Below are 22,347 nucleotides of genomic sequence, written 5' to 3'. Positions count from 1 at the left end.
TAGCTTAATGTTACCCGGCAATTTTCTCCTCCCCCGCACTCCTCCCCCAATAAACGTTAAGATGATGAGTGATCCTGCACTTCGCTATGGCAAGGTGACGTCATTATCATCAAAGGGGATACGTGATGTTGAACGCCTGGCACCTTCCGGTTGCCCCATTTGTTAAGCAAAACAAAGATCAACTGACGATTACATTATGGCTGGCGGGGGAAAATCCACCCCAGCGGGTGACGCTACGCGCAGAAAACGATAACGAAGAGATTTCGCTGGGTATGCACAAGCAACGCAGCCAGCCGCAGCCGGGCGTGACCGCGTGGAGAGCGGCGATCGATCTCTCCAGCGGACAGCCTCGTCGACGCTATAGTTTTAAATTACTTTGGCTCGATCGTCAGCTGTGGTTTACCCCGCAGGGATTCAGCCTTTTTCCCCCTGCGCGTCTGGAGCAGTTTGCTGTTGATGTGCCGGATAACGGTCCGCAGTGGGTCGCCGATCAGATTTTTTACCAAATTTTCCCGGACCGTTTTGCCCGCAGCCAGTCGCGTGAAGCGACTCAGGATAACGTCTATTATCACCACGCTGCCGGACACGATATTGTGCGGCGCGAGTGGGATGAACCGCTTACGGCCCAGGCCGGTGGCTCCACGTTTTATGGCGGCGATTTGGACGGCATCAGCGAAAAGCTGCCGTATCTGAAAACGTTAGGCGTCACGGCGCTGTACCTGAATCCGGTATTTACCGCGCCGAGCGTGCATAAATACGATACCGAAGATTACCGTCATGTTGATCCGCAGTTTGGCGGCGACAGGGCGCTGCTGCGTCTGCGTCACACCACCCAACAGCAGGGGATGCGCCTGATTCTCGACGGTGTTTTTAACCATAGCGGCGATTCACACGCCTGGTTTGACCGACATAATCGGGGAACGGATGGCGCGTGCCATAATCCGCAATCCCCCTGGCGCGACTGGTATCATTTCTCAGCCGACGGCGTCGCGCTCGACTGGCTGGGGTATTCCAGCCTGCCCAAGCTGGACTTTTCCTCTGAAAGCCTGGTGAATGAAATTTATCGCGGCGAAGACAGTATCGTTCGCCACTGGCTGAAAGCGCCGTGGAGTATGGACGGCTGGCGTCTTGACGTGGTGCATATGCTGGGAGAGGCCGGTGGTGCGCACAACAACCTGCAGCACGTGGCCGGAATTACGCAGGCGGCGAAAGAGACCCAGTCAGAGGCGTATGTGGTGGGCGAGCATTTTGGCGACGCGCGCCAATGGTTGCAGGCCGACGCGGAAGATGCCGCCATGAACTATCGCGGTTTTACCTTCCCTGTATGGGGATTTCTCGCCAATACCGATATCTCATACGATCCGCAATTCATTGACGCCCAGACCTGTATGGCGTGGATGGATAACTATCGCGCGGGTTTGTCGCATCAGCAGCAGTTGCGGATGTTCAACCAGCTCGACAGCCACGATACCGCCCGTTTTAAATCTCTGCTCGGTAAAGACGTCGCACGTTTACCGTTGGCGGTGGTGTGGCTGTTTACCTGGCCTGGCGTGCCCTGTATTTACTACGGTGACGAAGTGGGATTGGATGGGAACAACGATCCGTTTTGTCGCAAACCATTCCCGTGGCAGCCTGAAAAACAGGACGCTAACCTGCTGGCGTTGTATCAGCGGCTGGCAACATTACGCCACCAGAGCCAGGCGCTGCGCCATGGTGGTTGTCAGGTGATTTACGCCGAGGATAACGTGGTGGTGTTTGTACGCGTGCTAAACCGCCAGCGCGTATTGGTGGCGATTAACCGTGGCCACGCCTGTGAAGTGGTCCTGCCAGCCTCGCCATTACTGAGCGTCAGCCAATGGCAGCACCAGGAGGGCAAAGGCGTGCTTGCCGAGGATATCCTGACGCTGCCGGCGATTTCCGCCTCGGTGTGGATGGGTCATTGATATAAGTGCGTAACATCCGGGCTTGCCAGCAGCGTTTCCCGCCACCAGCGCTGCGCCAGTCCATCGCGGTTATTGCGCCAGGCCATATAGGCCACGTCTTTTTGGCGAAATGAGATGACCGTTTTTTCCACCAGCTCGCCCGTGGCAAGCCACGGGTTAGCAATATGGCGGGGGAGAAATCCGCAGCCCAAGCCGGCCCGCAGTAGCATCACCTTACTGTGGAAATCATCAACGCGAATCTGCGCCTGCTCCTCCATCAGATTGGTTTGTAACGGATGACAAAAGCGGGCGCTGTCGCTAATGACAATCGCCCGGTGCAGGCACAGCTGTTCGTTAGTCAGGCCATCCGGTGCTGCGGCCAGCGGATGCTCAGGCGCAACGACAAACACATTGTCCAGCGTGCCAAGCATTTTGTAGGACCAGGCCGCTGACGTAGGCGGTTCATTAATCGCCCCCAAAATAATATCTGCTCCATTATGCGTCAGTTCCTCCCAGGAGCCCGCCAGCGTATGGTGGGTGAAGTTAAGGCGGGTTTGCTTATTCAGCGCGTGAAATTCATCGATAATGGGCAACAGCGAGGCGAAAGGGAAGGAGTCGTCCAGCGCAATCGCCAGCTCTTTTTCCCAGCCTGAACTCAGCTGCACCGCCTGCTTTTCGAGATCTTTTGCCGCACTCAGCAGCAAACGTCCCTTTTCCAGCATCATCTGACCGGTGTCGGTAAATTTTGCTCGGTGACCGGAACGGTCAAGCAACTCGATATTCAAATCACTTTCCAGCTTTTGAATCATATAGCTGAGTGCTGCAGGGGTTTTAAACAGCGATTCGGCCGCCGCGGCAAATGAACCCTGTTTATCGAGTGCGTCGAGAATTAGCAAAACATCCAGATTGATGCGCATAAGCAGAAAATATCCTGAAAATTAAACCCCTCTGTTGTACCGAATGGAGAAAAACAATGCCAGTGAATAAATTAGATGAGTCATGCGCATTTTTTTGATGTTGTTTAGGATATATCGCAACACAAAATTAATAGTTTCACTGGATGGTAAGTTTTCTTTAATAACTCGTTAGAAATTTCCCGCTATACTCAACAAGCTTTCTGATTCAGGATCCTGCTGCTGACGGCAGATACAGACCGTTGCCTTTTAACTTATTGATTAAGAAGGTGTGCTATGTCTATTCGGGAACTGATTGACCCTCAAAACTCAACGCTTATTTTTATTGATCATCAGCCGCAAATGTCATTTGGTGTGGCGAATATTGACCGCCAGACTTTGAAAAATAATACCGTGGCATTAGCGAAGGCCGGGAAAATATTTAATGTTCCGGTGATTTATACTTCTGTGGAAACGAAAAGTTTTAGCGGCTATATCTGGCCGGAATTGTTAGCGGTTCATCCTGATGTGAAACCAATTGAACGCACCTCGATGAACTCCTGGGAAGATGCGGCGTTTGTGAAAGCCGTGGAAGCGACCGGGCGTAAAAAATTGATTATCTCCGCGCTGTGGACCGAAGTATGCCTGACTTTCCCGGCGCTGATGGCGCTGGAAGCGGGTTACGAAGTTTATGTGGTAACTGACACTTCCGGCGGCACGTCCGTGGATGCCCATGAGCGTTCTATCGACCGCATGGTACAGGCGGGTGCCGTACCTATGACCTGGCAACAGGTTCTTCTCGAGTACCAGCGCGACTGGTCCCGCAAAGAAACCTACGACGCCGTCATGGATCTGGTACGTGAGCACAGCGGCGCCTACGGTATGGGCGTGGATTACGCCTACACCATGGTGCATGGCGCGCCGGAACGTAAAGCCTAAATACACCTCATCCTTCATGTTGCCTCTTTGTAGGCTTCGTTTGCGTACCCCGGTCACTCACTTTGTCAGCTTCCGGGGATACACAATCTTGCCGCTTCGATGCGCCATGAATGATTTTGTGTATTGCTTCCGTGGCCTAAGCGGGCCTGTTTCCTCTCAACAAGGAACCCTTTATGGCGCAGAACAAACATGTGACGTTGGTGATTTCCCACACCCTGCTGCCTGAACAAGCGCAGCGGTATGAGCAGTGGCTGGGGAAAATCATGCCGGTGGCGGCCGAGTTTCCCGGTCATCTGGGGGCGAATGTGATTCGTCCTGCAGATGGCAACAACTTGTGGAACATCATTATCCGCTTCGACACGCTGGAGCATCTGTATAACTGGACCCAGTCCGATACGCGCCGCGTGCTGGTCGAAGAGATTGCCCCGCTGCTGGCGGAGGGGGATAAAACCGAAATCCGCACCGAAGCAGCGTTCTGGTTTACGCCGCCCGCGCCCCATGTACGTCAGCCCAGGCGCTGGAAACAGTTTCTGATAACTCTGCTGGTGATTTTTCCCAGCACCAATTTGGTGCCGTGGTTGACCGGCATTGTGCTGCCTGCCATGAAGGGCTCGTTACTCCTGCATCTGATCAATGATGCCTGTGTGGTTGCGCTGGTGGTCTGGTTCTGGATGCCCATCGTAACCGGTCTGTTTGCCGGATGGCTGAAAAAAGCCTGACCGGTTTCTCAGGAGATTGTTATGTCTCAAACTGCCACACTGATTCTGACTCACGGAAAAATTCATACTCTCGAAAGACAAAACCCGCAGGTCGAGGCGGTGGCGATCGCCAATGGTAAGATCCTGGCGACCGGTAGCCACGATCGCATCATGAGTTTTGCCACCGACGGGACGCAGGTTGTCGATCTGCAAGGGCATACGGTGATCCCGGGCCTGAACGATTCGCACCTGCACCTCATTCGCGGCGGTCTGAATTACAACCTGGAATTGCGTTGGGAAGGCGTTCCGTCGCTGGCGGACGCGCTGCGCATGCTCAAAGAGCAGGCTGACAGAACGCCATCGCCGCAATGGGTGCGCGTGGTGGGCGGCTGGAGCGAATTCCAGTTTGCCGAACGTCGCATGCCAACCCTCGAAGAACTGAATGAAGCTGCCCCGGATACCCCAGTTTTTGTTCTGCACCTCTACGACAGAGCTTTGCTGAACCGTGCCGCATTGAAAGCAGTCGGCTACACCAAAGCGACGCCGGACCCGGCGGGTGGTGAGATTGTGCGTGATAGCAACGGTAACCCAACCGGGATGCTGATCGCCAAACCCAACGCCATGATCCTTTATTCGACGCTGGCAAAAGGACCAAAACTGCCGCTGGAAATGCAGGTCAACTCGACCCGGCAGTTTATGCGCGAGCTGAACCGTCTCGGGCTGACCAGCGCCATCGATGCAGGCGGTGGTTTTCAGAACTACCCGGAAGATTACGAGATAATTGAGCAGCTACACGCCAACAAACAGATGACGGTGCGCATCGCCTACAACTTGTTTACCCAGCGTCCGCAGCAGGAACTGGAAGACTTTGAACGCTGGACCGATATGCTCAAACCAGGGCAGGGGACCGACTTCTACCGTGCCAATGGGGCAGGGGAAATGCTGGTCTTCTCGGCCGCGGATTTTGAAGACTTCCTCCAGCCACGCCCGGATCTGCCGGAAGGTATGGAAGATGAGCTGGAGCGCGTGGTGCGTCACCTCGTGGAGCACCGCTGGCCGTTCCGCCTGCACGCCACCTACGATGAATCCATCAGCCGAATGCTCGACGTATTCGAGAAGGTGAATCGCGATATCCCGTTCAATGGCCTGCACTGGTTCTTCGATCACGCTGAAACGATTACCGAACGGAATATCGAGCGCGTAAAAGCGCTGGGGGGCGGGATCGCTGTTCAGCACCGTATGGCGTTCCAGGGCGAATATTTTGTCGATCGCTACGGCAAAGATGCGGTCAAACATACCCCGCCGGTGGCGAAAATGCTGGCGGCTGAAGTTCCGGTAGGGCTGGGGACTGATGCCACCCGCGTGGCCAGCTACAACCCGTGGACAGCGCTCTACTGGCTGGTTTCGGGCCGTACTGTGGGAGGGATGGCGATGTACGATGATAACAATCGCCTGCCGCGCGATGTGGCGCTGGAACTGTGGACGGCCGGTAGCGCCTGGTTCTCCAGCGAACAGGGTAAGAAAGGGCGCATCGAGAAAGACCAACTGGCCGACCTGGTGGTGCTGTCTAAAGATTACTTCAGTGTGCCGGAAGAGGAGATCAAAGGCATAGAGTCGGTGATGACCATTGTCGATGGCAAAGTGGTGTATGCGGCCGGGCATTTCACTCCGCTGGCGCCGCCAGCCATCCCAGTTGTACCTGACTGGTCGCCGGTGGTAAAAGTGCCGGGGCACTATCGCTCAGCGCCGCCTGCTGCGGCGAAAATTGGCGCAATGGTGCAGATGCACCAGTGCTGCGGCAGCTGCGGCGTACACGGTCATCAGCATGATATAGCGCGTAAATCGGCAATTCCGGTGTCAGATGACCGGGCTTTCTGGGGCGCGCTTGGCTGCTCCTGCTTCGCGTTTTAATCCCTGATCACAGCCCCTGGCCAAACCCAGGGGCTGATTGTCTATTCTGAAAAGCGGTTCATCGTGTTAACCGATATGGCGCAACTGCAACAATTTGTGTCATTCTGGTCTGTCTTTATACAGTGAAGGTGGAAACATGGATGAGCTGCTAACCCTTGGCTGCATTGTATTATTCTTCGCGCTGGTAGTGGTTCCTGGCCTCGCGATTGTGGCATTCAGACGCAGTGCGGCTGTACGTTCTGAGCTGATGGTCTTGCGCCGTCGGGTAGAGGAGCTGGAGCTGCGCGGTGTGGCGCAGACCAGCGCCGTTGAGCCAACGGCAGCAAAAGATATTGTTCCTGCCGATGCGCCAACGGCTGCGATGAGCAGCGTATCGCCGGAGCCTGTAACTGAGCCGCCGCCAGAGCCCGTTAACCCGTGGGCTTCACAGCCGAAGCCGGATAATGCGGCGGTATCTACGCCCGACGTCGAGCGGCCTTCTACTTTTGGCGGGGTAATGTCATCGCTGGTGCGCTGGTTTATGCAGGGTAACCCGTTGGCAAAGCTCGGTATTTTGCTCCTGTTTTTGGGGCTTTCTTTCCTGCTGCGTTATACGGTCGAACATTCTCTGTTTCCGCTGGAGCTGCGTCTGGTGGCGGCCGCGCTGTTCGCTATTGTGCTGTTGGCGTTGGGCTGGCGGTTGCGGCATAAGCAACCGATCTATGCGCTGATATTACAGGGGGGAGCTACCGGAGCACTCTATCTCACCGTCTTTGGCGCGTTCCGGCTGTGGCAAATGCTGCCAATGACGCTGGCATTTGCGCTGCTGGTGGCGATTTGTGCGGCGAGTGTGGGGCTGGCTATTCTGCAAAAGGCGCTCAGCCTGGCGATGCTGGCAAGTCTTGGCGGTTATCTCGCGCCGCTGTTGCTTTCCACAGGCGGCGGCAGTCATGTCGCGCTCTTCTCATTCTATCTTCTGCTCTCGGTCGGTATTCTCGCCATCAGCATCTGGCAGCACTGGCGGGAGCTTAATCTGCTCGGCCTGTTGTTCACCTTCGGCGTTGGCGGGGTGTGGGGCCTGGAGGGCTATCGACCAGAGTATTACCTGAGTTGCCAACTGTTCCTGATCGCCAACACGATTATTTTTGGCGTGCTGAGCGTGGCGTTGTCGCTCCGGGCGCAGGAAAAAGGCAAACAGATTATTGACGGCGTACTGCTGTTTGCCCCACCGCTGATCGGTTTTGGAATGCAGTATGCCATTGCGCGGCATATGGCTTATGGTCCGGCGCTTAGTGCGCTGGGCTACGGTGGTTTCTATCTGGTGTTAGCAAAGTTTGCGTTGCGCCGTTCCTCTTCTCTGGGGAGACCTTTGGTATTGTCCGCCCTGGCGCTCGGTGGTGCGTTTACCACTCTTGCTATCCCGTTGGCGCTTTCAGCCCGTTGGACGTCGATGGCCTGGTCGCTGGAGGGGCTTGGGATCCTCTGGCTGGGCGTGCAACAACAGCAACGACGCATGAGTTATAGCGGTTCGGCGCTGCTCGTGTTGGCCGTGGGCAGCGCGCTATGGGCGCTGGCGAACGGAACAACCGCGCTCTCAGTCATCCTGATTTTTGCCGTGCTCAGCCTCAGTTGGCTGGTTGCTGCATGGCTATGGCGCAACATTTGGATGCCGGGCAGTTGGGCGCTACTCGCTGGTGGTTTGGTTTTCTGGATTGTTGCGCTCGTTGCGGCATCGCAACTCGTTCTGAAACAGGAGCGGTGGGTACTGTCTGGCGTGCTGGCGTTAATGGCGGTATCGAGCTGGGGCTGGCGGAGTATTGCGGGTCGCCTGGCGTGGCGGGAGCTGGATGCCAGTAAATGGCTGCTGTGGCCGATGATGCTGGTGATGCTGATGTATCAGATCGCTGTACAGCAGATTTTTGCGGCGGGCTGGCTGAATCTGGCCTGGTGCGCGGCGCTAATTGTTGCGGTAGCGCTGCTCTGGCGTGACGCACAAATATTACCGCCAATGCTTTCCAGACTGGCGCATTTATCGTTCTTCTGGATGATTTTACTGGCGCTCGCGGTTGAGCTGTTCTGGTTCGCGCAGGGGCTGCCGTGGGGAAGGGCCGCGTGGGGTAGCGGCCTGATGATGGCGGCTGGCGGGCTGCTTATTTTCCTGATTTATCAGTCTGTTCATCGACAAATCTGGCCGTTTCGCATCTGGCCTACCCTCTATTCTGTTCAGGCGATGGTTCCCGTTGTGCTGGTGCTGGTCGGTCTGCTCGTGCTGACCAATTTACAAGATGGCGTGGTTTATCGTCAGACTTATCTGCCGTTGCTCAACCCGCTGGAAGAGGGCGCAGCTTTTGCCCTGCTGGGCTTGGTGGTGTTTTATCGCGCGTCTGAACGCTATTTCCCGGCGCAGCTTTCGGTATGTCGCCCATGGCCGGTTGTGGCGCTGATGGCGCTCAGCTTTTGGTGGCTCAATGGTGTGCTGCTGCGCGCATTGTCCTGGTATGGCGAGGTTGCGTGGCGTGTAGACACACTATGGGATTCACGGCTGATTCAAACCTGTTTTGCTCTGTTCTGGATGCTGGCGGCATTGGTGGTGATGCTGCGGGCGACCCGGCGCCGCTCGCGTCGGGAATGGCTGTGTGGCGCGGTATTGCTGGGGATAGTCATTGTGAAACTGATGCTGGTGGACAGCGCAGGAGGAGGCGGCCTGGCGCGCGCGGTTGCGTTTATCGGTGTGGCCATTCTGGTGTTGATTATCGGGTATTTTTCACCATTACCGCCCAAAGCTGGAGAAGAAAAATGAAATGGATGAAAGCGGTGTTATGCAGCGTACTGCTGGGCGTGACAGGCGCGGCGGTAAGCAGCGATGAAGTGAAAGAGTCTCCGGCGGACTACGTAACGGGGGTGACGCTGGAAACTACGGGCACATCGCCGTGGTATCGCCTTTCGCTACCTCCGGCGGTGTATCCGGGTACCGCCTGGGCGGATTTGCGCGATGTCCGGGTCTTTAACCATCTGGGGGAGACGGTGCCGTTTACTCTGGTGGCGCAGAAAACCCAGCCCGTTACGCCAGAGGCAGTGGCGCTGCGTTTTTTCCCGCTTGATATGTCACCGGTTACGCCGCGTGAGGAGGGGCAACGAGGCGGAGACGCTATTGTTTTACGCTCGAAGAGCGGCATTGAAATTCATTTGCAAAGTGATGATGTCAAAGCGCTCGGCCAGAGCTATTTACTGACGCTCCCGGAAGAGACGAAAGGTGCCTTTTCACTGGCGCAGTTACGCCTGAACTGGGACTCGCAGGCGGGCAACTGGCAGGGGAAAGCCTCGGTTTATGCAAGCAGTGATTTGCGCTACTGGCGACCCGTGCAGGAAGATGCGCCGTTAATGGATCTGACGCGTGATAACGATCGCCTGAAAATGGACACCATCAGCGCCAGCCTCACGCTTTCTGTGGAGGCGACTCGCTACCTGCTTGTGATCCTCGACTCGCAAAGTCCGGCGCTGACGTTAAACAGCGTGAGCGCGATAGCGGCCAGCAGCGAGCCGGAATCCGAGCGTATCGTGATTGAAGCCCAGGGGATTAAGGTTTCGGATGACGAAGCCGTCTGGCGATGGGCGCAGCCCCAGCCGCTGACCTCGCTTCGCATCGATCTGGAAAGTGAAGGTGTTTTACCGGTGGAACTGGCCTGGCGCAGCGCTGAAAAAGAGCCCTGGCAGCCGCTGACAAAAACCATGCTTTACAATCTGGACTGGAGGAGTGCGGAAGATATTCGTCTTTCCGGTCAGTTGGTTGAGGCCGTCCGGATGACGACCATTAACGCCCGGTTGCCAGAGAGGCTGCCTGAGTTGAGCGGCATGCGCGACAGTTATCAACTGGTGTTTAATACGCAGGGCAAAGGGCCTTATATGCTGGCGTGGGGAAACCGGGCGGCGAAAAAGGCTGATGTTGGTCTCGATATGCTGATCCCGGCGTCGCTGCGTAAATCGCAGGAGATAGATTATCTACCGTGGGCGACTCTTCAGGAGAGCGTGGCGCTTGGTGGTGAAGCGCGATTGACGGCAACGTCAGTAGCTGAGCAACAAAGCCAGTGGAAAACGCTGTTGGTGTGGGGGGCGTTAATTCTTGGGGTCGCCGTACTGGCGCTTATGGCGTGGCGAATCTGGCGTGAAGTGAAAAAGGGTAATCCGACATAAACCAATAAAAAAGGCCCGCATTTGCGGGCCTCTTACGATTCATGCCAATTACAGGCTGGAAACGTTCTCGGTCAGGTATTTTGCCACGCCGTCCGGAGACGCGTTCATACCTTCTTTACCTTTTTCCCACTGTGCCGGGCAAACGTCGCCGTGCTCTTCGTGGAACTGCAGCGCGTCAACCATGCGCAGCATTTCGTCGATGTTACGACCCAGCGGCAGATCGTTAACCACCTGGTGGCGAACAACGCCGTTAGCGTCGATCAGGAAAGAACCGCGCAGAGCAACGCCCGCTTCCGGGTGCTCGATGCCGTAGGCTTTCTGGATTTCGCGTTTGATGTCAGCAACCATTGCGTATTTCACTGCACCGATGCCGCCTTTGTCGACAGGGGTGTTACGCCATGCGTTGTGGACAAATTCAGAGTCGAAGGAAACGCCAACAACTTCCACGCCGCGCTTCTGGAATTCTTCGTAACGTTTGTCGAAAGCGATCAGTTCAGACGGGCAAACGAAGGTGAAGTCCATCGGCCAGAAGAACAGAACGGTAGTTTTACCGTTGGTATGCTGTTTGAAGTTGAAGTTTTCAACGATCTCACCGCTACCCAGTACCGCAGCTGCTGTGAAATCCGGAGCCTGACGAGTTACCAGTACCATATAATTCTCCTGCAATGTTAAGGGGTTTTTGGAACGCAACGCGGGCCAGTATAGAGAGTGTTCGCGAATAAGACAAAGAGGCGCTGGCAATCAATGAGACAGGTTTTGTCTATCAATCTTTTGCCGGATGGCGGCTACTGCTTATCCGGCGGCTAATACGGGCTGTAGTCAAAGGGTTTTACGCTGCGCCTGTTCCATCATTTGCGGATAAAACTGCCAGAACCGTTCCTCTAACGCATCGTAATGCGTATCCAGGTCATACCATGAGTCACGCAAGGCATCGAGTCGTGGGCGGCGGCTGGCCATGCCATTCAGGACGTTCTGGATAAAATCCATGTCCCGATAGCGCTCAAGCCATTTCTCTGACCATATATAGTTGTTTAAATTGATAAAGCGCGGTGGCGATTCAGGCAAAATAGTGGTCACCTGGGTGCGAGCATAGCGGACAAAGTCCGCCAGCGGGAAGTCGGGGGATATTTCCGACCAGTGGCGCGACAGAAAATGATCCCACATTACGTCCAGCGTAATCGGCGCGACACGGCGCGTTTCGTTGCGAAACCACTCTTTGGCTTCACGCACCTGCGGCAGGTTATCGGTCATCACGTCGATACGACGGTGCATGAAGATGCCTTCCACCACGTCAGGCGAATAGTGCGTTTCCGGATTGCCCCGGACAAAGTCGGCCAACAAATTGCCGGAAAGCGAGCTGTCGGCGAGGTGAGCCAGATGCAAATGTGCAAGAAAATTCATATCCACTTCATCCTTCAAACTGCCTCTTTGTTGGCTGCCTTCACTCACCCCAGTCACTTACTTGAGTAAGCTCCCGGGGACTCATTCAGTTGCCGCCTCGATGCATCTTGAATGATTTTGTGTATAGATTATGTCTTTTAACTTGAGGGGTAAAGGTTGCAGGGAGGACGCCCCGGCACTAGACTACCCGCCTCTTATTTTAGTCTGAGTCAGTGTCATGCGCGTTACCGATTTCACCTTTGAACTACCCGAATCCCTGATTGCCCACTATCCGCAAGCTGAGCGCAGTAGTTGCCGCTTGCTGTCTTTGGACGGGCCGACGGGCGCGCTGACGCACGGTACTTTCACCGATTTGCTCGATAAGCTCAACCCTGGCGATTTGCTGGTCTTTAACAACACCCGCGTTATTCCGGCGCGTCTGTTTGGCCGTAAAGCCAGCGGCGGCAAGATTGAAGTGCTGGTCGAGCGTATGCTGGATGACAAACGTATTCTGGCGCATATTCGCGCCTCGAAAGCGCCGAAGCCGGGGGCCGAGCTGCTGCTGGGCGATGACGAAAGTATTAAAGCAACGATGGTGGCACGCCATGACGCGCTGTTTGAAGTCGAGTTTAACGACGAGCGCAGCGTGCTGGATATCCTTAACGCCATCGGCCATATGCCGCTGCCACCGTATATTGACCGTCCGGATGAAGACGCCGATCGCGAGCTGTATCAGACCGTGTATAGCGAAAAACCCGGTGCGGTCGCCGCGCCGACTGCGGGTCTGCACTTTGACGATCCGCTGCTGGCTAAGCTGCGCGATAAAGGCATTGAAATGGCGTTCGTCACGCTGCACGTGGGCGCGGGGACTTTCCAGCCGGTGCGCGTAGACACCATCGAAGATCACATCATGCACTCCGAATATGCGGAAGTGCCGCAGGATGTCGTTGATGCTGTGCTGGCGGCGAAAGCGCGCGGCAACCGCGTGATTGCGGTGGGCACGACCTCCGTACGTTCACTGGAAAGCGCGGCGCAGGCGGCCAAAAACGACCTTATCGAGCCGTTTTTCGGCGATACGCAAATATTCATTTATCCTGGCTATAAATATCAGGTGATTGATGCCCTGGTAACCAACTTCCACCTGCCGGAATCAACGCTGATCATGCTGGTTTCCGCGTTTGCTGGTTATAAAAACACCATGCACGCCTATCATGAAGCGGTAAAAGCGGAATATCGCTTTTTTAGTTACGGTGATGCGATGTTTATCACGTACAATCCGCAGGCTATTTCTGAGCGTGTCGGGGAATAAATCCGCGATATGAGTATTTAAAACGTCGGACTGTTTTTCTGACGCAGGAGTTAAGATGAAATTTGAACTGGATACCACAGACGGTCGCGCTCGCCGCGGCCGCCTGGTTTTTGATCGTGGCGTAGTAGAAACACCTGCTTTTATGCCGGTCGGTACTTACGGCACCGTGAAAGGCATGACGCCGGAAGAAGTTGAAGCAACTGGCGCGCAGATTATCCTCGGTAACACCTTCCACCTGTGGCTGCGCCCGGGGCAGGAAATCATGAAACTGCATGGCGATCTGCACGATTTTATGCAGTGGAAAGGGCCAATCCTCACCGATTCCGGCGGCTTCCAGGTTTTCAGCCTGGGTGATATCCGTAAGATTACCGAGCAGGGCGTGCATTTCCGTAACCCAATCAACGGCGATCCGATTTTCCTCGATCCCGAGAAGTCGATGGAGATTCAATACGATCTCGGTTCCGATATCGTCATGATCTTCGACGAATGTACACCGTATCCGGCCGACTGGGACTATGCTAAACGCTCGATGGAGATGTCTCTGCGTTGGGCGAAGCGCAGTCGGGATCGTTTTGATAGCCTCGGCAACAAAAATGCGCTTTTTGGCATCATTCAGGGCAGTGTTTACGAAGATTTACGTGATATCTCCGTTAAAGGTCTGGTAGACATCGGTTTTGATGGCTACGCTGTCGGCGGTTTGGCTGTCGGTGAGCCGAAGGAAGATATGCACCGCATCCTGGAGCATGTATGCCCACAGATTCCGGCAGATAAACCTCGTTACCTGATGGGCGTCGGCAAACCAGAAGATCTGGTTGAAGGCGTACGTCGCGGTATCGATATGTTTGACTGCGTGATGCCAACGCGAAATGCCCGTAATGGTCATTTGTTTGTGACTGACGGCGTGGTAAAAATTCGTAACGCGAAACATAAAAGCGACACCAGTCCGCTCGATGCTGAGTGTGATTGCTACACCTGTCGCAATTATTCGCGCGCTTACTTGCATCATCTCGACCGTTGCAACGAAATATTGGGCGCGCGACTCAACACGATTCATAACCTTCGCTACTACCAGCGTTTGATGGCGGGTTTACGCAAGGCTATTGAAGAGGGTAAATTAGAGAGCTTCGTGACCGATTTTTACCAACGTCAGGGTAGACCAGTTCCACCTGTGAACGTTGATTAATTTTAATAATGAGGGAATTTGAATGAGCTTTTTTATTTCTGATGCGGTAGCGGCAACAGGTGCTCCGGCGCAGGGCAGCCCGATGTCTCTGATTCTGATGCTGGTGGTGTTTGGTCTGATTTTCTACTTCATGATCCTGCGCCCGCAGCAAAAGCGCACCAAAGAACACAAAAATCTGATGAACTCCATTGCGAAAGGCGATGAAGTGCTGACTAACGGTGGTCTGGTGGGTCGCGTGACCAAAGTAGCAGAATCTGGCTACATCGCTATCGCGCTGAACGACACCACTGAAGTGGTTATTAAACGTGATTTCGTAGCTGCCGTTCTGCCGAAAGGCACCATGAAGGCGCTGTAATTTATTGTTTTCCCAAAGGGAACTGCCGTGTTAAACCGTTATCCTTTGTGGAAGTATGTCATGCTGATCGTCGTTATTGTCGTCGGTCTGCTCTATGCGCTTCCCAACCTGTATGGTGAGGATCCGGCTGTTCAAATCACTGGCGTGCGCGGTGCCGCCGCCAGTGAGCAAACGCTGATCCAGGTCCAGAAAACGTTACAAGAAGATAAAATCACACCTAAGTCTGTGGCTCTGGAAGAGGGTGCTATTCTTGCGCGCTTCGACTCCACTGATACCCAACTGCGCGCACGTGAAGTGTTAATGGGCGTATTGGGCGATCAATACGTCGTGGCGCTTAACCTTGCACCGGCAACTCCACGCTGGCTGGCAGCCATTCACGCAGAACCGATGAAACTCGGTCTTGACCTGCGTGGCGGCGTTCACTTCCTGATGGAAGTGGATATGGACACCGCGCTGAGTAAGTTGCAGGAACAAAATATCGATAGCCTGCGCAGCGATCTGCGTGAAAAAGGCATTCCTTATACTACCGTTCGCAAAGAAGATAACTACGGTCTGAGCATCACCTTCCGTGATAGCAGCGCCCGTGATGAAGCTATCTCTTACCTGAGCAAGCGTCACCAGGATCTGGTTATTTCCAGCCAGGGCAGCAATGCTCTGCGTGCGGTGATGACCGATGCGCGCCTGAGCGAAGCCCGTGAATACGCGGTACAGCAGAACATCAACATTCTGCGTAATCGTGTTAACCAACTGGGTGTTGCTGAGCCGGTGGTCCAACGTCAGGGTGCTGACCGCATTGTGGTCGAACTGCCAGGCATTCAGGATACCGCGCGTGCGAAAGAAATTCTGGGCGCTACCGCGACGCTGGAATTCCGTCTGGTGAATACCAACGTTGACCAGTCTGCTGCGGCATCCGGGCGTGTACCGGGTGATTCGGAAGTGAAACAGTCTCGTGAAGGTCAGCCGGTTGTGCTGTACAAACGCGTGATCCTGACCGGTGATCATATCACCGACTCCACTTCCAGCCAGGACGAATACAATCAGCCGCAGGTTAACATCTCGCTGGATAGCGCGGGTGGTAACATCATGTCCAACTTCACCAAGGACAACATCGGTAAGCCGATGGCGACCCTGTTCGTGGAGTACAAAGACAGCGGTAAAAAAGATGCCAATGGTCGCGCAGTGCTGGTGAAACAGGAAGAGGTGATTAACATCGCCAACATCCAGTCTCGCCTGGGCAACAGCTTCCGTATCACCGGTATTAACAACCCGAACGAAGCGCGTCAGCTTTCTCTGCTGTTACGTGCCGGTGCGTTGATTGCGCCGATTCAGATTGTTGAAGAACGTACCATCGGTCCTACCCTGGGTATGCAGAACATTAAACAGGGTCTGGAAGCGTGTCTGGCCGGTCTGGTGGTGTCTATCCTGTTCATGATCTTCTTCTATAAGAAGTTCGGTCTGATCGCGACCAGTGCGCTGATTGCTAACCTGGTACTGATTGTCGGTATTATGTCGCTGCTGCCGGGCGCTACGCTGAGTATGCCAGGGATTGCGGGGATCGTCTTAACCCTTGCCGTCGCGGTCGATGCGAACGTACTGATTAACGAACGTATCAAAGAAGAGTTGAGTAACGGGCGTTCGGTGCAGCAGGCCATCAATGAAGGTTATGCGGGTGCATTTAGCTCCATCTTTGATGCGAACATTACGACGCTGATTAAGGTCATTATCCTGTACGCAGTTGGCACCGGGGCAATTAAAGGGTTCGCGATTACTACCGGTATTGGTGTGGCGACGTCGATGTTTACCGCGATTGTCGGTACACGTGCCATCGTAAACCTGTTGTATGGCGGCAAGCGCGTCAAAAAGCTGTCAATCTGAGGAGTGCGAAGTGGCACAGGAATATACTGTTGAACAATTGAACCACGGCCGTAAAGTCTGGGACTTTATGCGCTGGGACTACTGGGCTTTCGGCATTTCAGGTTTCCTGCTGATTGCGGCCATCGTGGTGATGGGCGTACGCGGATTTAACTGGGGTCTCGATTTCACCGGTGGTACGGTAATTGAAATCACGCTGGAAAAACCGGCCGATATGGACGTGATGCGCGATGCGCTGGAGAAAGCGGGCTTTGTTGATCCGCTTCTGCAGAACTTCGGCAGCAGCCACGACATTATGGTGCGTATGCCGCCAACTGAAGGCGCAGACGGCGGTCAGGTACTGGGCAGCAAAGTGTTGAGTGTGATTAACGAATCCACCAACCAAAACGCCGCGGTGAAGCGAATTGAATTCGTAGGTCCGAGCGTGGGGGCAGACCTGGCGCAAACCGGTGCAATGGCGCTGATGGCAGCGTTGATATCTATCCTGGTGTACGTCGGTTTCCGCTTTGAGTGGCGACTGGCGGCAGGGGTAGTTATCGCTCTGGCGCACGACGTGATTATCACACTTGGGATCCTGTCGTTGTTCCATATCGAGATTGATCTGACTATCGTCGCATCGTTGATGTCGGTAATCGGTTACTCGCTGAACGACAGTATCGTCGTATCTGACCGTATTCGTGAAAACTTCCGCAAAATTCGTCGCGGGACGCCTTACGAAATCTTTAACGTGTCATTGACTCAGACGCTGCACCGTACGTTGATTACGTCCGGTACGACGTTGATGGTTATTCTGATGCTGTTCCTGTTCGGTGGTCCGGTACTGGAAGGCTTCTCGCTGACGATGCTGATCGGTGTTTCCATCGGTACTGCATCTTCTATCTACGTAGCATCGGCGCTGGCGCTGAAGCTGGGTATGAAGCGTGAGCACATGCTGCAGCAGAAGGTTGAGAAAGAAGGGGCGGATCAACCGTCAATTCTGCCTTAAACTATTAAGAGTGAAGACACTGGAATCCCGATCGCAAGGTCGGGATTTTTTTTGCCTGCGATTTGCTAGCAGTCCATTATCTTTTCCGGTCGCCATACTACTGACAGTATGCTGTCAGTAGCCCTGTCTTATAGTCCTTCTGAGATTACCCACACAGGCAGGAGGAAGTATGAATAACGTAATTAGCTGGTTTGAAATCCCCGTGGCACAAATGGAGCGCGCCATTGCTTTTTATGAGCCAGTGATGCAGGTTTCTTTGCGTCGTGAGAATATGGACAGCGCGGAGCTGGCCGTATTTCCACATCAGGATCCCGCTCCCGGCGGGGCGCTGGCTAAATTTGACGGTATTACGCCTTCAGCGCAGGGCGCTATTATTTATCTGCATACGGATGATTTGGCTGCAACGCTTAAACGCGTCGCCACCGCTGGCGGTCAGTGCGTGTTTGGTCCGCTCGAACTGGGGCAGGATATTGGCACTATTGCGCTGTTTACTGACAGCGAAGGCAATCGCGTTGGTTTACATCAACCCGCGTAATATTTTCAGGACTGAGGATTAAAATGACCAGACGCGCCGACCGCTTGTTTCAGATTGTACAAATCCTGCGTGGCAGGCGAGTGACAACGGCGGCGCTGCTGGCAGAACGTCTTGAGGTTTCTGAACGGACGATTTATCGCGATATCCGTGATCTCTCTTTATCCGGCGTGCCCATTGAAGGAGAAGTGGGCAGTGGATACCGCTTAATGGCGGGGTTTGATCTGCCGCCGTTGATGTTAACGCATCGCGAATCAGAAGCGTTAATGGTAGCGATTCGGTTGCTGAAAACATGGGGCGGGGATTCACTCTCACAGGCGCTGGAATCCGCGCAGGAAAAAGTGCTGGCGATATTGCCGCCAGAGTGTCGGCGCAGAGCCGAGCAAACGCGGGTTTTCGCGCCAGATTTTGGCAATCAGCCGCATTCACGCAGTGCTTTTGATCTCATACATCGCGCGGTTTCGGCGCAGCATGTGTTGGCGCTGCATTATCGCGACGAGTCCGGGAATCTCTCCTGGCGCGACGTTCAGCCGCTGGGGTTATTTTTCTGGGGTGAGCACTGGTTGCTGGTTGCCTGGTGCGAGAAACGTGACGATTATCGCTGCTTTCGCGTTGATCGGTGTCTGAAGATCACGCCGCTCGACAGGCATTTTCGTGAATCTGCAGATCGCTCGCTAAGTGACTTTTTACGTAAAGTACGCTGTGAAGACCAGCCATAAAAAAGCCAGCGGTTAAGCTGGCTTGTCTGCGATAAATTGGCAGGATTAGAAGTTGTAACCTACGACCAGGTAACCACCCCAACCGGTAGATTTCGCGCTGAAGTCGCCTTCGCCCCAGTTCAGAGTATCTCCACCTTTCCACTGGCCGCCGTTATGGAAGTAACGCGCTACTACGGAGTAGTGCCAGTGATCGTAGTTCAGCGCCAGGACGTGGCTGGAAGCGATAGAGTTGCTGGTGCGGTTCGGATCATCACCCAAATCGGAGCCCCAGTCGAAGTTGGTGAAGCCGATGTAGGTCAGTTGGCCGCCCCAAACCTGGGTGATCGGCACGAAGTATTTCACTTTGAAACGGTAGCCATCCCACTCGTTTTCGTTGGATGCGCCATAGTTCTGCCACTGGTATTTAGCATACACGTTCAGGGACAGACCCATCGGCAGACCGGTATCGATATCGGTACCCAGACCCATATACCAGGTGCTCTGGCGGCTGGCTTTGTTATCACCCATATCGTAGATGTAGTTGTTGGCGAAATACCACTCTTTGAACGGACCAAAGCTCAGGTCAGCACCGGTCAGTTTATCGATGGAGAAACGCGGTTCGATTTCCATAAACAGCGGGGAACCGTCAGACCAGATGCCTTTATCGTTGCCGTTACCCCAGTCGAAGGTTTTCGGAATATCGATGTAGCCATAGAAGTCAAACCAGTCTTTTTTGGCAAACGCTTCGTATTCCAGATAAACGTCGTTGTTCAGTTTCGGGGAGAAACGGGTGTGGTAGCTTCCCACTACGTTGACGCTCTGGTGCCACCAGTCGGACAGATATTGCGGTTTGTCATTTTCTGCAGCGTTGGCAGTAAAAGACGAGGAGAGCGCCAGCACTGCACCGGCTGCAAGTAATGTTTTTTTCATATGTATGCCACTGTTTGAAATCCCTTTCGGGAGTGAAAAAGGCGCAAATTGCGTTTCTAAATATTTCGTGTTTCTTCGGAGCCTATTATAAAAATCATTGTTCACAAAAATATGTGTTGTTTCACAGTTCTATCATTTACGTAATCGATTGCGTTCACGTTTGCTTACTTTAGGCGGCGAATTGTACTGGCTCCCATGAATGTTGCCAAGTTTTACCAGAAATATCGGTTATGTCAGGTGAGTAACAAAACGGGCCGGAGTGATGTTGCGGAACGCACAAAACGTCCCGCAAAAAAGTTTATTGATTAACAGGCTGGATGTCGTGGATACGAACAAATCCTAACTGGTCCGGAGAGAGGCCATTTATCTGCAGCGGAATGTCTACGTCGCTGGGAGCAAGGATACTTGCCGGGGCCGTTACCAATTGGTTCTGAACGTTCGTTTCCTGATAGTTATCCGTGGTGCCCTGAATTTGTCCATACTCGACGGTGGCGCTAAAGGCGGGTAAAGGCGTAGTGGATTCACCCTGAATACGTAATGTAAGCCGCGTGCCGTCGGCGTTCGGCGCAATATTGACAAGTGACATCCGTAACATGCCAATCTGGCTGTCCAGTCGGGCTGGTGTATTGGAACCCGGCAGCAGATAGGCTCCGCTGGTTGATTTGGCATTCAACATATTTTGTTGTGTAATTTTTACCGTTTCCTGATTTAGCTGTGTCATCTCTTTATTCAACGTGCTAACGCTTTGATGCATCTGGCGTACTTCGCTTTGCTGTGCGCATGCGCTAAGACTAAAGAGACTTCCCACCAGGAGAATTCTTAGGTAACGTCTTGTCATTGTGATTACTTCCTTCATTGTCGCGATAGCATAATGGTAGTGCGCACCGAGCACGAAGGCATCGATCCTTTGTCTCAAAAGCGCTGCGCCTTTGTTGTCACGCCAGTTCAGGGTAAAATAGATTTCTGTTAACCACTGAGGACAGGACGCCGTATGCATTGCCCATTCTGTTTCGCCGTAGACACTAAGGTAATTGACTCTCGTCTTGTAGGCGAGGGCTCCTCAGTACGCCGCCGTCGGCAGTGTCTGGTCTGTAACGAACGTTTCACCACTTTTGAAGTGGCTGAACTTGTCATGCCGCGCGTTGTGAAAAGCAACGATGTGCGTGAACCCTTTAATGAAGATAAGCTGCGCAGCGGCATGCTCAGAGCGCTTGAGAAACGTCCGGTCAGCTCAGATGACGTCGAAATGGCGTTGAACCATATCAAATCACAACTGCGTGCGACTGGCGAGCGTGAGGTGCCGAGCAAAATGATCGGCAACCTGGTGATGGAGCAGTTGAAAAAACTCGATAAAGTCGCCTACATCCGCTTTGCCTCGGTTTACCGGAGTTTCGAAGATATCAAAGAATTTGGCGAAGAGATTGCTCGCCTACAGGACTAAGCCATGCAGGATGAATTGTACATGGCGCGCGCGCTGAAGCTTGCTGCGCGCGGACGTTTTACCACTCACCCCAATCCCAACGTGGGCTGCGTGATTGTCAAAGATGGGGAGATCGTCGGTGAAGGGTATCATCACCGCGCGGGCGAACCGCATGCCGAAGTCCACGCTCTGCGCATGGCTGGAGAAAAAGCGCAAGGGGCGACTGCCTATGTAACGCTTGAACCCTGCAGCCATCATGGTCGTACTCCCCCGTGCTGCGATGCGCTGATTGCTGCAGGCGTGTCACGTGTGGTTGCAGCGATGCAGGATCCCAATCCGCAGGTAGCAGGTCGTGGTCTCTACCGTTTGCAGCAGGCGGGCATTGACGTCAGTCACGGGCTGATGATGAGCGAGGTTGAGCAGCTTAATAAAGGCTTTCTCAAGCGTATGCGTACGGGATTCCCCTACGTGCAGCTTAAACTTGGTGCGTCGCTTGATGGGCGTACGGCGATGGCCAGTGGTGAAAGCCAGTGGATAACCTCGCCACAGGCGCGTCGCGATGTGCAACGATTACGGGCGCAAAGCCACGCCATCTTAACCAGCAGCGCTACGGTGTTGGCTGACGACCCTCAGCTTACCGTGCGTTGGTCGGAACTTGGGGAGTCAACCCAGGCGAGTTACCCGCAGGAAAATCTGCGCCAGCCTATCCGCATTGTTGTTGATAGCCAGAATCAGGTCACGCCGGAACACCGTATTGTGCAACAGCCTGGAGAAACCTGGATTGCCCGGACAAAAGATGATCCTCGTAGTTGGCCGGAGACGGTATGCAGCCTGAAGGTGCCGGAACATAACGGGCATCTGGATCTGGTGGTGCTGATGATGCAACTGGGCAAGCAGCAAATTAACAGCATTTGGGTTGAAGCAGGTCCAACGCTTGCGGGCGCGTTATTACAGGCCGGTCTGGTCGATGAGCTAATCGTGTATGTTGCGCCTAAACTGTTAGGCAGCGATGCACGAGGATTATGTGTGCTTCCTGGCCTTGAGAAACTGGCTGACGCCCCCCATTTCAAATTCAACGAAATACGCCATGTAGGTCCGGACCTTTGCCTGCATTTAGTGGGCGCATGATCTCCCGGTTCGAAAGGGAAGC

Annotated in this window: 20 protein-coding genes; 15 read left to right on the top strand and 5 right to left on the bottom strand. The window is 54.1% G+C overall.

The window, feature by feature from the left end:
- The first annotated feature begins 125 nt into the window (after positions 1 to 125).
- On the top strand, positions 126 to 1,943 hold the full coding sequence (gene malZ / locus HV237_RS18330; protein WP_047357683.1) for a maltodextrin glucosidase: 1,818 nt from the start codon (positions 126 to 128) through the stop codon (positions 1,941 to 1,943).
- Here malZ and HV237_RS18325 read toward each other — a convergent pair.
- A complete protein-coding gene (locus HV237_RS18325; RefSeq protein ID WP_047357684.1) occupies positions 1,937 to 2,839 on the bottom strand; it encodes a LysR family transcriptional regulator in 903 nt (300 codons plus the stop codon). The two genes, malZ and HV237_RS18325, sit on opposite strands and share 7 nt — an antisense overlap.
- Positions 2,840 to 3,112: 273 nt before the next feature.
- Here HV237_RS18325 and HV237_RS18320 point away from each other — a divergent pair, with 273 nt between their 5' ends.
- The 5 genes from HV237_RS18320 (at position 3,113) to HV237_RS18300 (ending at position 10,533) form a co-directional block, all read left to right on the top strand.
- On the top strand, positions 3,113 to 3,754 hold the full coding sequence (locus HV237_RS18320; protein WP_047357685.1) for a hydrolase: 642 nt from the start codon (positions 3,113 to 3,115) through the stop codon (positions 3,752 to 3,754).
- A 173-nt stretch (positions 3,755 to 3,927) separates the two neighbouring features.
- Positions 3,928 to 4,473, top strand: a complete 546-nt coding sequence (locus HV237_RS18315; RefSeq protein WP_047357686.1) for an antibiotic biosynthesis monooxygenase — start codon at positions 3,928 to 3,930, stop codon at positions 4,471 to 4,473.
- Between the two features lie 21 nt (positions 4,474 to 4,494).
- Complete coding sequence (locus HV237_RS18310; protein ID WP_047357687.1) at positions 4,495 to 6,363, top strand: amidohydrolase; 1,869 nt, start codon at positions 4,495 to 4,497, stop codon at positions 6,361 to 6,363.
- Positions 6,364 to 6,499: 136 nt separating this feature from the next.
- A complete protein-coding gene (locus HV237_RS18305) occupies positions 6,500 to 9,142 on the top strand; it encodes a DUF2339 domain-containing protein (RefSeq protein ID WP_047357688.1) in 2,643 nt (880 codons plus the stop codon).
- On the top strand, positions 9,139 to 10,533 hold the full coding sequence (locus HV237_RS18300; RefSeq protein WP_047357689.1) for a DUF3999 domain-containing protein: 1,395 nt from the start codon (positions 9,139 to 9,141) through the stop codon (positions 10,531 to 10,533). The genes HV237_RS18305 and HV237_RS18300 overlap by 4 nt, the downstream gene beginning before the upstream one ends.
- A 48-nt stretch (positions 10,534 to 10,581) precedes the next feature.
- On the opposite strand, the gene HV237_RS18295 is transcribed toward HV237_RS18300, so the two are convergent.
- Positions 10,582 to 11,184, bottom strand: coding sequence for a peroxiredoxin (locus HV237_RS18295; RefSeq protein WP_003021524.1), 603 nt, complete (start codon positions 11,182 to 11,184; stop codon positions 10,582 to 10,584).
- Positions 11,185 to 11,352: 168 nt separating this feature from the next.
- On the bottom strand, positions 11,353 to 11,934 hold the full coding sequence (acpH, locus tag HV237_RS18290) for an ACP phosphodiesterase (protein ID WP_047357690.1): 582 nt from the start codon (positions 11,932 to 11,934) through the stop codon (positions 11,353 to 11,355).
- Between the two features lie 217 nt (positions 11,935 to 12,151).
- Here acpH and queA point away from each other — a divergent pair, with 217 nt between their 5' ends.
- The 7 genes from queA (at position 12,152) to HV237_RS18255 (ending at position 18,868) form a co-directional block, all read left to right on the top strand.
- Positions 12,152 to 13,222 (top strand): tRNA preQ1(34) S-adenosylmethionine ribosyltransferase-isomerase QueA, encoded by a 1,071-nt coding sequence (queA, locus tag HV237_RS18285; RefSeq protein WP_003021529.1) that lies wholly within the window; start codon positions 12,152 to 12,154, stop codon positions 13,220 to 13,222.
- Positions 13,223 to 13,277: 55 nt separating this feature from the next.
- The gene (gene tgt, locus HV237_RS18280; protein WP_003021535.1) at positions 13,278 to 14,405 is read left to right on the top strand and encodes a tRNA guanosine(34) transglycosylase Tgt; all 1,128 of its coding nucleotides are present in this window, start codon (positions 13,278 to 13,280) and stop codon (positions 14,403 to 14,405) included.
- Positions 14,406 to 14,427: 22 nt separating this feature from the next.
- Positions 14,428 to 14,760, top strand: coding sequence for a preprotein translocase subunit YajC (gene yajC / locus HV237_RS18275; protein ID WP_003021544.1), 333 nt, complete (start codon positions 14,428 to 14,430; stop codon positions 14,758 to 14,760).
- Positions 14,761 to 14,787: 27 nt separating this feature from the next.
- Positions 14,788 to 16,635 (top strand): protein translocase subunit SecD, encoded by a 1,848-nt coding sequence (gene secD / locus HV237_RS18270; protein WP_003021547.1) that lies wholly within the window; start codon positions 14,788 to 14,790, stop codon positions 16,633 to 16,635.
- Between the two features lie 10 nt (positions 16,636 to 16,645).
- Positions 16,646 to 17,617, top strand: coding sequence for a protein translocase subunit SecF (gene secF / locus HV237_RS18265; RefSeq protein WP_003021550.1), 972 nt, complete (start codon positions 16,646 to 16,648; stop codon positions 17,615 to 17,617).
- Positions 17,618 to 17,786: 169 nt separating this feature from the next.
- Positions 17,787 to 18,152 carry a VOC family protein gene (locus HV237_RS18260; protein ID WP_016152028.1) on the top strand — a complete coding sequence of 122 codons (366 nt, stop codon included), beginning with the start codon at positions 17,787 to 17,789 and terminating at the stop codon, positions 18,150 to 18,152.
- 23 nt (positions 18,153 to 18,175) lie between these two features.
- A complete protein-coding gene (locus tag HV237_RS18255; RefSeq protein WP_047357691.1) occupies positions 18,176 to 18,868 on the top strand; it encodes a YafY family protein in 693 nt (230 codons plus the stop codon).
- A 45-nt stretch (positions 18,869 to 18,913) separates the two neighbouring features.
- On the opposite strand, the gene HV237_RS18250 is transcribed toward HV237_RS18255, so the two are convergent.
- On the bottom strand, positions 18,914 to 19,777 hold the full coding sequence (locus HV237_RS18250; protein WP_003021561.1) for a nucleoside-specific channel-forming protein Tsx: 864 nt from the start codon (positions 19,775 to 19,777) through the stop codon (positions 18,914 to 18,916).
- A 298-nt stretch (positions 19,778 to 20,075) separates the two neighbouring features.
- Positions 20,076 to 20,615, bottom strand: a complete 540-nt coding sequence (locus HV237_RS18245) for a DUF3251 domain-containing protein (RefSeq protein WP_016155853.1) — start codon at positions 20,613 to 20,615, stop codon at positions 20,076 to 20,078.
- Between the two features lie 153 nt (positions 20,616 to 20,768).
- On the opposite strand from HV237_RS18245, the gene nrdR reads away from it, so the two are divergent.
- Positions 20,769 to 21,218, top strand: coding sequence for a transcriptional regulator NrdR (gene nrdR, locus HV237_RS18240; protein ID WP_016152032.1), 450 nt, complete (start codon positions 20,769 to 20,771; stop codon positions 21,216 to 21,218).
- A 3-nt stretch (positions 21,219 to 21,221) separates the two neighbouring features.
- A complete protein-coding gene (ribD, locus tag HV237_RS18235) occupies positions 21,222 to 22,325 on the top strand; it encodes a bifunctional diaminohydroxyphosphoribosylaminopyrimidine deaminase/5-amino-6-(5-phosphoribosylamino)uracil reductase RibD (RefSeq protein ID WP_047357692.1) in 1,104 nt (367 codons plus the stop codon).
- The last annotated feature ends 22 nt before the right edge of the window (positions 22,326 to 22,347 follow it).

Origin of the sequence: Citrobacter sp. RHBSTW-00570 (assembly GCF_013739755.1) — a bacterium.
In the GTDB taxonomy this organism is placed as follows: domain Bacteria; phylum Pseudomonadota; class Gammaproteobacteria; order Enterobacterales; family Enterobacteriaceae; genus Citrobacter; species Citrobacter braakii.
Note: the sequence above shows the minus strand (reverse complement) of the source record. Positions and strands in the feature narration are given on the sequence as shown.